The organism is Bradyrhizobium sp. CCBAU 53340 (assembly GCF_015291645.1).
In the GTDB taxonomy this organism is placed as follows: Bacteria; Pseudomonadota; Alphaproteobacteria; order Rhizobiales; family Xanthobacteraceae; genus Bradyrhizobium.
This window is the reverse complement of record NZ_CP030055.1, coordinates 6,114,779-6,126,951: the sequence shown is the minus strand read 5'-3', so window position 1 is coordinate 6,126,951 and position 12,173 is coordinate 6,114,779. Positions and strand designations below refer to the sequence as shown.

Annotated in this window: 10 protein-coding genes and 1 tRNA gene; 3 read left to right on the top strand and 8 right to left on the bottom strand. The window is 63.0% G+C overall.

All coding sequences use genetic code 11. The annotated features are described in order from the left end of the window. The first annotated feature begins 28 nt into the window (after positions 1 to 28). Positions 29 to 589 (top strand): TetR family transcriptional regulator, encoded by a 561-nt coding sequence (locus XH89_RS28960; protein WP_194463763.1) that lies wholly within the window; start codon positions 29 to 31, stop codon positions 587 to 589. Positions 590 to 737: 148 nt separating this feature from the next. On the opposite strand, the gene XH89_RS28955 is transcribed toward XH89_RS28960, so the two are convergent. From XH89_RS28955 to XH89_RS28930, 6 genes are all read right to left on the bottom strand, one after another. Then, on the bottom strand, positions 738 to 1,931 hold the full coding sequence (locus tag XH89_RS28955; protein ID WP_194463762.1) for a CaiB/BaiF CoA-transferase family protein: 1,194 nt from the start codon (positions 1,929 to 1,931) through the stop codon (positions 738 to 740). Between the two features lie 35 nt (positions 1,932 to 1,966). Next, positions 1,967 to 2,908, bottom strand: coding sequence for a glycine reductase (locus tag XH89_RS28950; RefSeq protein WP_194463761.1), 942 nt, complete (start codon positions 2,906 to 2,908; stop codon positions 1,967 to 1,969). A gap of 317 nt (positions 2,909 to 3,225) precedes the next feature. Next, positions 3,226 to 3,807: an NUDIX domain-containing protein gene (locus tag XH89_RS28945; protein ID WP_194463760.1), complete on the bottom strand. Its 582-nt coding sequence runs from the start codon at positions 3,805 to 3,807 to the stop codon at positions 3,226 to 3,228. A gap of 9 nt (positions 3,808 to 3,816) precedes the next feature. Further along, positions 3,817 to 4,248 carry a GNAT family acetyltransferase gene (locus tag XH89_RS28940; RefSeq protein WP_194463759.1) on the bottom strand — a complete coding sequence of 144 codons (432 nt, stop codon included), beginning with the start codon at positions 4,246 to 4,248 and terminating at the stop codon, positions 3,817 to 3,819. Between the two features lie 2 nt (positions 4,249 to 4,250). Continuing rightward, positions 4,251 to 5,678: an FAD-binding oxidoreductase gene (locus tag XH89_RS28935; protein ID WP_194463758.1), complete on the bottom strand. Its 1,428-nt coding sequence runs from the start codon at positions 5,676 to 5,678 to the stop codon at positions 4,251 to 4,253. Between the two features lie 17 nt (positions 5,679 to 5,695). Next, complete coding sequence (locus XH89_RS28930) at positions 5,696 to 6,685, bottom strand: L-threonylcarbamoyladenylate synthase (protein ID WP_194463757.1); 990 nt, start codon at positions 6,683 to 6,685, stop codon at positions 5,696 to 5,698. Between the two features lie 68 nt (positions 6,686 to 6,753). On the opposite strand from XH89_RS28930, the gene XH89_RS28925 reads away from it, so the two are divergent. After that, a tRNA-Pro gene (locus tag XH89_RS28925) sits at positions 6,754 to 6,830 on the top strand. Positions 6,831 to 7,016: 186 nt separating this feature from the next. On the opposite strand, the gene XH89_RS28920 is transcribed toward XH89_RS28925, so the two are convergent. Both XH89_RS28920 and XH89_RS28915 read right to left on the bottom strand, forming a co-directional pair. Then, positions 7,017 to 7,340: a hypothetical protein gene (locus XH89_RS28920; RefSeq protein ID WP_194463756.1), complete on the bottom strand. Its 324-nt coding sequence runs from the start codon at positions 7,338 to 7,340 to the stop codon at positions 7,017 to 7,019. A gap of 191 nt (positions 7,341 to 7,531) precedes the next feature. Then, on the bottom strand, positions 7,532 to 7,696 hold the full coding sequence (locus tag XH89_RS28915; RefSeq protein WP_194463755.1) for a hypothetical protein: 165 nt from the start codon (positions 7,694 to 7,696) through the stop codon (positions 7,532 to 7,534). 396 nt (positions 7,697 to 8,092) lie between these two features. Here XH89_RS28915 and XH89_RS28910 point away from each other — a divergent pair, with 396 nt between their 5' ends. After that, entirely contained in the window at positions 8,093 to 12,067 is a 3,975-nt protein-coding gene (locus tag XH89_RS28910) for a hypothetical protein (protein ID WP_194463754.1), read from the top strand. Positions 12,068 to 12,173 lie beyond the last annotated feature (106 nt).

Genomic DNA, 12,173 nt, shown 5'->3' with positions numbered 1-12,173 from the left:
AACGATCGCTATCGAGAGGTGACCTTCAATGGCACGACCGAAGAAGAGCGATGGCGACGCGCGCGCGCGGCTGGCAGATGCCGTCGGGCGCGGCTTCCGCACCGGCGGGTTCGGCGGCGCCGGTGTGGACGCGCTCGCGAAGGGAGCGGGCCTCACCTCGGGCGCGTTCTACGCCCATTTCGACTCCAAGGCCGATGCGTTCCGGCTCGCGGTTGCGGACGGGCTCGCCTTCCTGCGCGGCGGCATCGCCCAGTTTCAGGCGCAACATGGCAGCGGCTGGCGCGATCCGTTCATCGATTTCTATCTCGGTGAGCGGATGGAGGTCGGCCTCGATGAAGCCTGCGCGCTGCCGAGCTTTTCCTCCGATGTCGCGCGCTCGGATGCCGCAACGCGCGCTGTCTATCAGGGGGAGCTGGAGCGCCTCGCGGACCTCGTCTCGCAAGGTTTTCGCGGCATGCACGCGCGCCAGCGCGCGCTGGCGCTGCTGGCGATCCTGACCGGCGCGGCCGACATGGCGCGTGCGGTGAAGGACGATGCCATCAGGCGCGAGATCCTCGCCGCGGCCAAAGTCGCGGCGAAGGCGATCTAATTTAGTTCGCAGGCGCTTGGACGATCTCGATATTGTGGGGTGGGCAAAGGCGCGAAAGCGCCGTGCCCACCATCTCTCTCGATCGCGAAAAATGCGTGGGCACGCTTCGCTTTGCCCACCCTACGGTCGCGGAGCTTGTCGCGCTGCCTCAAACAATCTCTCGCGCCCTCAGCGCCGCGATCTCTGTCGCCTCAAAGCCCAGCTCGCCCAGCACCGCATCCGTATCCGCCCCCAGCACCGGCGCCATCCGGTCGAGCTTGCCGCCGCCATGGGCGAGCTTGAAGCCGCTGCCGGCAAAGCGCAGGCGGCCGTAGGGCGTATCCAGCTCCTGGATCGCGCCGCGTGCCTTGATCTGCGGGTGGTCGATCACCTCCTCGACCTTCCAGATGCTGGCGCAGGGTGCGCCGGCGTCCTCGAGGATCGTCTCCCACTCGCGCGCGGGCCGTTTCGCCAGCGCTTCCTCGATGATGGCGCGTAGCGCCGGTTCGTTTTCGTTGCGGGAGAACCAGTCGGCGAAGCGTGGATCTGACAGCGTGTCCTCTCGCCCGAGCGCGGCCATCAGCGCGCGGTACTGCTTCTCGTTGTTGACGGCGAGCAGGATATGACCGTCACCCGCTTTGAACAGATTGGCCGTGGTCTTGCGGCTGACGGCCTGGTTGCCCGATAGCTGCTGCCGATGGCCGGCGACCGACCAGTCCGCGATCTGTCCCGAGAGAAACGCCAGCGTTGCCTCCAGCATGGAGACGTCGACGAGTTGGCCTTTGCCGGTGCGGTCGCGCTGGTAGAGCGCGCTCGATACCGCGAACGCGGCCGTTGCGCCCGACAGCACGTCGCACACGGCAAAGCCGGCGCGCGTCGGGCCCGTCGAGGGGTGACCGGTGATCGCCATGATGCCCGACAGCGCCTGCATCTTGCCGTCGTAGCCGGGCCGCAAGCGATCGGGGCCGGTCTGGCCAAAGCCTGAGACCGCGCAATAGATCAGCTTCGGATTGATCGCCGACAGCGCCTCGTAGCCGATGCCGAGCTTGTCCATCACGCCCGGGCGGAAGTTCTCCATGACGACGTCGACTGTCGCGGCAAGCTTCTTCACGATCGCGATCGCGTCGGGCTTTTGCAGATCGAGCGTCAGGCTGCGCTTGTTGCCATTGATGGCCTGGAACGCCGGCGCCAGCCCGCGCTCGGCCCATTCGCGGCTGAGCGGCGTGCGGCGCATGTCCTCGCCCTCGCGCCGCTCGACCTTGATGACGTCGGCTCCCAACAGCGCGAGCTGATAGCTCGCATAGGGGCCGGCCAGCACTTGCGTGAAGTCCAGGATCTTCACGCCTTCGAACGGTCGCGTCACGTCGCTCTCCCCTTGTTTGTTGTTATTGGAAGATGTCAGGCGGCGCGGTTGCCGCGCGCAATCTCCTTCTGCTTGTCGAATTCGGCGCGGCGGCGGGCGAGCTCCTCCGGCGACAGCTGCGCGACGTTGTTGTAGTCCAGCTTCCAGGACGCGTCCCCGCTCCAGCGCAGCGGCGACTGCATCGTGGTCTGCGGGCCGCTCGCGCTCTCCAACAGCTTGAGCGCGAGCTCCAGAGTCTGCGCCTGCGAGGCGACGTCGTGCGGCTTGCCGGCGGAATTGCCGAGCGGGAAATCGCTGAACAGGAAGCGCGGGACCGTGGCGTGCTCGATGATGTCCTTGGCGCAGCCCATGATCACGGTTGGAATGCCATTGGCCTCGAGATGCCGCGCCACCAGCGCGGTGGTCTGGTGGCAGACCGGACAATTCGGCACCAGCACGGCAACGTCGACCTTGTCAGCGAGACAGCGTGCCAGGATCTCCGGCGCGTCGGTGTCCAGCGTGATGCGGTGGCTGCGGTTGGTCGGCGCGCCGAAGAAGCGCGGCGCAACTTCGCCGATGCGACCTGCAGCGGCGGCCTTCAGAAGCTGCGGCAGCGGAAACCAGGTGCCGTTGTCGGTTGCCGAGGTGTGCTTGCGGTCGTAGCCGATATGGGAGATGCGCAGATCATGCGCTTTCGACGTGTCGCCGTCATAGACCCGGTAGAATTTCGCGCTGCCATTATACGCCGCGCCCGGGCCCTGGTCGCCCTTGGCCGGATCGTAAGGCGCGGCCGTGGTGATGATGGTGACGCGAGACTTCGCCAGGGGTTTCTTCAGCGGCTGGAACGGCGCCGCGGTGTAATGCGCCCAGCGATACGGCGTGGTGTAGCCGATCGCGCTGTAATAATCCCGCGTGCGCTGCATATAGGGGATGGGGGAATCATAATCGGGCGCAAAGCCGAATTCGTCGTCGCGCGGAGCGGACTCATCAGCGGACATGGGCGCGTCTCCTGGTTCTTGGTTAGCGCCAGACTAGAGATAGTTTTGAGGTTGCTCAACCGGGGGAGCGGCGGCGCAGGTCTGAATTGCAGATGAGGATGGTGCCGCGCGGCGAACGCCTCTTACCCTCCCCTGGAGGGGTCCGGGACGAGCGTAGCTCGCCCGTGGGTCGGCTCACATTGAGCGTAGCGAAATGAGAGATGGGGTGGGGTGACGGTCTCTTCGCATCCAACAGTGCCCGAGTGGAGAGATCACCCCACCCCGCTCGCGCTGCGCGCGATCGACCCTCCCCCTCCAGGGGAGGGTGAACAGCACGCCTACCTGAACACGTGCAGCGCCACATACTGCAGCAGCATGATCGCCTTGGCGTCGATGATCCTGCCGTCGGCGATCATCGCCAGCGCCTCGTCGATGCCGAGCTCCAGCACCTCGATGTCCTCGCCCTCGTGCTCGAGGCCGCCGCCGTCGCCAACCCGCATGTGCGGCTCATACTCGGCGACGAAGAAATGCAGCTTCTCGGTGATGGCGCCCGGGCTCATGAAGGCTTCGAACACTTTGTGCACGTCGTGCAGCCGATAGCCGGTCTCTTCCTCGGCCTCGGCACGGATACGCTCCTCCGGCGAAGCATTGTCCAGCACGCCGGCGGCCGCTTCGATCAGCAGATCGTCGTAGCCGCGGATGAAAGCGGGCAGGCGGAACTGGCGCACCAGGATCACGCTGCGCCCGACGCGATTGTAGGGCAGGATAGCGGCGGCGTTGTCGCGCTCATAGGTCTCGCGCTTCTGCGTCTGCCATTCGCCATTGCCGCGGCGGTAGTCGAACGTGGTGCTCTTCAGCGTGGTCCAGCCGTTCGAGAGCACGCGGACGTCCTTGATGCGAACGCGATCGGAAATGGTCATTGCTGTCTTTCAGTGTTCGCGGCCGTCGAGCCACTTCTGGAACATCACCGAGGTCGATTCCTCGAACGCCAGCGACTGGTAGAACGCACTGGCCTGCGCATTCTCGCGGCGGACCAGCAGCTGCAGCTTGGCTATGCCGGCGGCGCGCAGCCAGTCCTCCGCCGCCGCCATGATCGCGCGGCCATAGCCGCGCTTGCGGCCATCGGGGTCGACCGCGACGTAATAGACCCAGCCGCGATGACCGTCATGGCCGACCATGACGGTCGCCACGATCGCGCCGTTGTCGCGGCCGACAAGCACCGTCGAGTTCTCGCGCCGCCGTGCCAGCGCGATATCGGCATGCGGATCGTTCCAAGGGCGTGTCAGGCCGCAGCGCTGCCACAGCGTCACCACCAGCTCGACATCGGTATCGTTGATCGCATCGATCTTGAGAGCGGACATGCCTACAGCACTTTCCCCGGATTCATGATGCCCAGCGGATCGAGCATCGCCTTGATCGACCGCATCAGCTCGATCGCGGTCTTGTCCTTCACCTCAGGCAGCTCGTCGCGCTTGAGCACGCCGATGCCATGCTCGGCCGAGATCGAGCCGCCCATGCGCAAGACGATCTCGAACACGACAGCGTTCATCTCGTGCCAGCCCGCGAGGAAATCCGCGGTATTGGCGCCGATCGGCTGGCTGACATTGTAATGCAGATTGCCGTCGCCGAGATGGCCGAACGGCACCGGCCGCGCACCCGGGATCAGCTTCACCACAGCGGCGTTCGCTTCCTCGATGAACGCAGGCACCGCGGCGACGGGCACCGAGATGTCGTGCTTGATCGAGCCGCCCTCGGGCTTCTGCGCCGCCGACATCTCCTCGCGGAGCTTCCAGAAATTGCTGCGCTGGGTGAGGTTGGCCGCGATCACGGCATCGTCGACGATCTCTTCCTCCATGGCGCGGGTCAGGATCGTCTCCAGCGGCGTGCGGGCGTCGTCGCTCGGAGAGGACAATTCCATCAGCACGTACCAGGGATGTTTCTCGCTGAGGGGATCGCGCACGTCAATGCCGTGGCGGACCGAGAAGTCCACCGCCATCTCCGAGAGCAGCTCGAAGCTGGTCAGCGCATTGGCGGCTTCGCTCTGCGCGATCGTGAGCAGCTTCAGCGCCGCCGCCGGCGACTTCAGCCCGACATAGGCGGTCTCGATCGCGCGCGGCTTCGGAAACAATTTGAGCGTTGCTGCGGTGATGATGCCGAGCGTGCCTTCCGCGCCGATGAAGAGGTTGTGCAGATTGTAGCCGGTGTTGTCCTTCTTCAACTTTGACAGCACGTTGAGCACGCGCCCGTCGGCGAGCACCACTTCCAGCCCCAGCGCCATCTCGCGCGCCACGCCATAGGCGAGCGCCGCGGTGCCGCCGGCATTGGTCGAGAGATTGCCGCCAATGGTGCAGCTCCCTTCCGCGCCCAGCGACAGCGGAAACAGCCGGTCCATGTCGGACGCCTTCGCTTGCGCGATCTGCAGCACCACGCCGGCTTCGACCGTCATGGTGTTGGAGGCGGTGTCGACTTCGCGGATCTTGTCCAGGCGACGCAGCGACACCACCACCTCGCCATTGTGCGGCGTCTGACCGCCGACGAGACCGGTATTGCCGCCCTGCGGCACCAGCGCGATTTTATGCTCGGAGGCGAGCTTGCAGATCGCGGACACTTCCGCCGTCGAGCCCGGGCGCAGCACAAGCGGCGAGCGGCCGTGGAACAGATTACGCTCCTCGGTGACGTAAGCCTCGATGTCGGCAGCATCGGTGATGGCGTGCTTGTCGCCGACGATCTTGCGGAATTGGTCGATCAGCTCGGGCGCAAGTGGCGGGGTGGCGGATTGATTAATGTTCATTGTCTCGTCTCTACTTCTTATCTTGCCACCGCAGCTCGCCGCAGTCGGTCGTTGATCGCCTCGCCCAGACCTTCGTCCGGAACCGTCATCACGGCAATCGCCTTCGGCGCCTTCGCATCGAGGTTGCGAAGATAGCCGAACAGATTGGCGGCGGCTTCATCGAGATCGGCTGCGGGCGACAAATTCATGACAGCGGCGGCGGCCTCCTGGCCGGGCACGCGATCGGGGCCGAAAGCCAGCAGGGCCTCGCCGGGCGCGACGTCCTGCGCGTGAAGCCGCACGGTCGCGCGCGGCGCGTAATGCGAGGCCAGCATGCCCGGTGCCAGCGGCTGACTGTCGTCGCTCTCGGTGTCTACCGGCGGTCGCGCTAAGGGCATGCCCAGCACCGCCTCGATCCGTTCGCGCGAAAGCCCGCCGGGCCGCAGCAGCAGCGGCGCCTCGAAGCACCCGACGATGGTGGATTCGACGCCGACCGTAACTGGCCCGCCATCGACGATCAGGTCGATCCGTCCTGCAAGGTCGCTCTCGACATGCGCGGCCTGCGTCGGCGAGACGTGGCCCGAGATATTGGCCGATGGCGCCACCACGGCCCCGCCAAAGGCGCGCAGGATCGCCTCTGCCGCGGGATGGGCGGGGATGCGGATCGCGACGGTGTCGAGGCCCGCCGTGGCGAGATCAGAGACCGGGCAGCCCTCGCTCTTCGGCACCACCAGCGTCAGCGGCCCCGGCCAGAACGCTTCGGCAAGCCTCAGGGCGCGTGCATCGAACCGACCGATCCGCCGCGCGGCCGCAAGGTCCGGGACATGGGCGATCAGCGGATTGAAGGCCGGCCGGCCCTTGGCACTGTAGATGTGGGCGACCGCGGTGGCATTGGCGGCGTCCGCGCCGAGCCCATAGACCGTCTCGGTCGGAAACGCGACCAGCCCGCCGGCAGCCAGGGTCCGGGCGGCGGCCTCGGCGGCGGCGCGGCCGGCCGATAAAACCAGTGTTTCAAGACCTGTCTTCACAGGGACAAAATTCCTCAGCTCGGCCGCTTGCGGTGCGCCAAACCCGACGCTATAAGCCGGCCTCTTGTCGGAGTGTGGCTCAGCCCGGTAGAGCACTGCGTTCGGGACGCAGGGGTCGCAGGTTCGAATCCTGCCACTCCGACCATTCTTCCAAAAGTTGACGTTTTCCAAAGGCTTGGCGGACTGGCCGCCAGCGCCTCTGGGCGCCTTTTTGCAACGATTTTGAGAGCGGGTCCACGGCCGATTTGGGTCTCGCAGGGCGGGCTGTGCGCGCGGCATAGCTCTTCGTGAGCCGGCATCTACGGTCCGGCGTTGCGGCTAGGTCAGAGGCCTACCTCCGGGTCACCAGCACGCCTAGCAGAAATGCCACCATCAGCGACGGCAGCGGCGCCTCACGCACCATGCCGCGGACGATGTCTGACCAGTGCGGCCCGGGCACGAGTCTTGGCGACCTGATGACGGCCGGTGCGATGTTCCACTGCGAAGCGAGTTCGGCGATCTCGCTTGAGGCCAGGCGCTCGCCGTCACGGACGCGGAAGATCGCGGCATCCGCGCGTTCGTTCGGGGCAAGCAACATCACCGTCGCGACCGCCGTGCGCAGCGTCATCTCGCCGTAGCCTTGCAGCCTTACCGACTCCTCTGGGTCGGGCATCATGGAAATCTTTCCTCACAGCGCGAAGTGGTACGCGATGGTGAAGGCCGCCGTCGCGCACAGGACCAGCGTGGAAACCGCGCCGGCCACACCGCGCGCGAAATGGGTTCGCGTCAGGTGCCTGGACATGATTTGCTCCATGCTCACCATGAAAATGGCGGGGCTTGTCGTTGGTTCCTGCGCCCCTCGCCGAATCATTCGCGACGATCAGCACGATGATGTTCCCGAGCCCCGCAAAAACCCGGTGACGTCGCGAGCGCATCGATCGTGATGGCGATGACGGACAGATGGTTTGGGTCGCGACTGGCGAGCGCCTTCGCGATGTCGATGCTTCTCATCGGTCTGAAGATGTCCGTCATGTCGCAATGCTCATGATTTGGTCAGCGACGTGCGATCGTGTTTCCGTATTTCTGCGGGGGTCAGTCAGTTTGCAAGTCGCCAATTTCGGCCGCGCCGCTCGTTCCGCAAAAAAAGACGTCGCGCACGTAACGAGCAAATCAAGATGCGCGTGCACAGAAGAGGGGCACTTCAGTCGATCATGACTCTGTCGCCGCGGCTTCATCTTATTTCCGCAACAGTTCCCGCGTCGCTGCCTCGTTTTTGTTTCGACTGCGTCTTGATGAAGACGCGATCATCGACGATGTCGAGCAAGCCGTCGAAGATTGGGGAAAGCCGGAGAATTTAAGGTTTCTTGAAGCGAGTTCTTTAGAACTCGCTGCCAGTCTGCGCTCAGGGCCAATGGGGAACTTTCTTACATGTCAAACGCGACTGTCACCACTGCATCGAGCTTCTTGAACGCGCTCGGTATCAATACCAATGCGGGCAGCTATGTTGATGCGTACACAAATTCCAGCTTGATCATCAGCAGTCTGGATTATCTGGGCATCAGTCACGTTCGCGACTCCTTCAACGCATTCGGCCACGCAAGCCCTGTCGTCGAGGCGCTTGCCAATGCGGGTATCTCTTTCGATTTTCGCGTGAGCTACGCTCTGCCTGGGTCGGGCAGCAGCGGACTGGCCAGCTATATCACTGCTCTTGCGGAGTTTAAGACGGAGCACCCGGGCGCTGTCTTGTCCATCGAAGGCATCAATGAAGCCAATCTGAATACCTTCTCCTATAACGGGATGACCTCGCTTGAAGGCGCGGCGGCATTTCAGGAGGCTCTTTACGCCGCCGTGAAGGCCAACGCCGTTCTCAGCGATGTCACCGTCGTTAATTTCAGCATCGGGAACCAGACCGATGCGATGAACGCCCAGGTTGGCGACATGACCGCCTATTCGGACGCGGCCAATGCACATGTCTATGTGCAGACGGGCGCGCTTGCCGATGGTCAGGTGGAACAAGACCTCACTCTGGCGAAAAACATCTCGACCAACGATCCGGTCTTCGTGACGGAGACCGGTTACACGACGCTGTCGAGCACCAGCGGAATCGGCGTCAACGAAGACGCGCAGGCGAAGCTTGTCCTCTCCAATCTGCTTCTGGCGTATGAAGACGGATCTTCCGCCACCTATATTTACGAACTGTTCGACTCGCCATCCTCGGCGTCTCGTGGCGACAAGGAAGCCCATTTCGGTCTTTTCAATGCCGACGGAACGCCGAAGGAAGCCGCTGTCGCGGTCCACAATCTGACGACCATTTTGGGCCACGGTGACAATGGCACCGCTTATACCGGCCCGGATCTGAGCTTCACGCTGTCCAATGCGCCCAGCAACACCCATACGATGGTGATGAACAAGTCCGGCGCCGTCAGCGACCTCGTCGTTTGGGCCGATACGCTCAAATGGGACAATACGACCCAGACCGAGATCAATACGCCGACAACGACCGTCACCGTTCAGTTCGGGCAGGTGGAAAACACCATCTACGTCTATGATCCGCTGAAGGGGACGTCCCCGATTGCGGTGTACTACAACACCAGCTCGATCCAGATCGGTCTCAGCGATCACCCGCTGGTCATCGAAGTCGGTGCGACATCCGCGGTGGCCGAAGGACCGGGAGCGGTGAATCCCGATCTCACGATGACATCGGCCCAGTTCGTCGCTCAGATGGACACGCTGGTGAATGTCACCGGATTGGACAAGGTGACCTTGAGCGACTCGCACGTTCTGGCGGTCTCGTCGCCCGAAACCATGCAGTACGTCATTGCCCACTATGGCAGTCTTCTGTCGAAGATCGACGGCGGTTATTCCTTCTCCATTACCTGGGGTGGCGCCGGCTGGACCGAGGAACAGGATTTCGACGCCAGCGGTACCCTGACCGAGACCACCGTTTGGGGGCTCAGCAGCAGCGGCGCGATCATCTCGAAAAGCATTACATTGGCGGACGGGCGGGTCGACTATTACCACTACGGCATCACCGGCCAATCCTACGCGTCAGACCACACCGCGTACGACGCGAGCGGCAAGGTCACGTTGATCGAGCGCTTCCACGCCGACGGCAGCTACCAGTACAAAGCTGCCTACAATGCCGACGGTTCCAAGGTCTATGACTATTACAGCAGCACCGGTGCGCTGAGCACGGAAGTCAGCATGACGTCCGCCAGCACGGTTACGACGACCTACGATACCTCGACCGGCTACAAGCTCCAGGTCTATACCAGCAATTCGGACGGCAGCGCCGACAACAAGGTCTATACGAATGGCGTATTGATGAAGGACAACGTCCTTCACTCGGACGGCTCGTCCGAGGTTTACGCCTACAACATCACCGGCCAGGCCTATACGACGACCCATCAGGTGACCGACGCGAGCGGCAAGGTCACGCTGGTCGAGCGCTTCCACGCCGACGGCAGCTACCAGTACAAGGTGGTCTACAACGCGGACGGTTCCAAGGTCTACGACTACTACACCAGCACCGGCGTTCACAGCTCCGACGTGGTCGTCACGTCGACCGCCACCACGACGACGACCTATGACACGACGACGGGCTACAAGCTCACCGTCTATACGGCCAACGCGGACGGCAGCGCCGACAACAAGACCTATACGAACGGCGTGCTGATGAAGGACAACGTCCTTCACACGGACGGCTCGTCCGAAGTCTACGTCTACAATATCACCGGCCAGTCCTACACCTCGACGCACCAGGTGGCTGACGCGAGCGGCAGGGTGACCCTGATCGAGCGCTTCCATGCCGACGGCAGCTATCAGTACAAGGTGGTCTATAACGCGGACGGTTCCAAGGTCTACGACTACTACACGAGCACGGGGGCTCACAGCTCCGAAATTGCCGCCACGTCGACCGCCACCACGACAACGACCTATGACACGACGACCGGCTACAAGATCAACGTCTATACGGCCAATACGGATGGCAGTGCCGACAACAAGGCCTATACGAGCGGCGTGCTGATGAAGGACAACGTCCTTCACACCGACGGCTCGTCCGAAGTCTTCGTCTACAACATCACCGGCCAGTCCTACACCTCGACGCACCAGGTGGGGGACGCCAGCGGCAAGGTGACGCTGATCGAGCGCTTCCACGCCGACGGCAGCTATCAGTACAAGGCGGCCTACAACGCGGACGGTTCCAAGGTTTTCGACTACTTCACGACCGCGGGAGCTCACAGCTCCGAAATAGCCGTTACGTCGACCAGCACCATCACGACGACCTATGACACGGCGACCGGCTACAAGCTCAGCGTCTATACGGCCAATACGGACGGCAGCGCCGACAACAAGACCTATACGAACGACGTGCTGATGAAGGACAACGTCCTTCACAGCGACGGCTCATCCGAGGTCTACACTTACAATATCACAGGTCAGTCCTACACCTCGACGCATCAGGCCAGTGACGCCAGCGGCAACGTCACGCTTGTCGAACGCTTCCACTCCGACGGCACTTACGACTACAAGGCCGCCTACCACTCGGATGGTTCGAAGCTTTATGATTACTACACCAGCGCCGGAAAATTGAGCACGGAGGTCTCGGCCACCTCGACCGGCACGACCACCAGCACTTACGACACCTTGTCCGGCAACAAGTTGACCGAATATACGGCCAACGTGGACGGTAGCGCCGAGAACAAATCCTACACGAGCGGCGTGCTGACAAAAGACAGCATCCTTCACAAGGACGGCTCGACGGATGTCTATGCCTATCAAATCACCGGTCAGACCTACACCTCGACGCATCAGGCCAATGACACCAGCGGCAATCTCACGCTGCTCGAACGCTTCCACTCCGACGGCAGCTACGACTATCTGGAAAAGCACAATACGGATGGCAGCAAGGACATTTCCAACTACTCCAGCGCTGGCGCCATCCTGAACCACTCGCTCATCAAGGCTGACGGCTCCCGTGTCGTGGACTATTACAGCCAGGACGGGACCGGCGATATCCGCACCGACACGTCGGATGCCAGCAACAACCTGACGATGCGCGAATATACCCATACCAGCGGGGCCCACGAAGTCTATGCCTATGCCGACAACTTGAATCTCACTGGCGGCACGGGCAACGACACGTTCTATTTCCGCTCCACCAATGGCGGCACGGTCGCCTATCAGGGCGGCAATGACACGGTCTACAGCTTCAACACCGATGCCACCACCGCCAGAACGGACAAGATCTCGATCAGTTCGTCGCTTGCTGCAAGCTTCAACGATCTACACATGGCCCAGCAGGGTTCGGACGTCCTGATCACGCTGGACAGCCACGATACGATCCTGATCAAGGCGTCCACGGTCGCGAACCTCCACAGCGAATACTTCATGTTCGCGTAGTCGGGACGAGGCTGGAAACACACCGGCCGCCCCGCGCGAGGAAACTCGCGTGAGGCGGCCGTTCCTGGTTTTGCGCCTGGCTCGGCATGGCGAGGCTTGGCGTTGG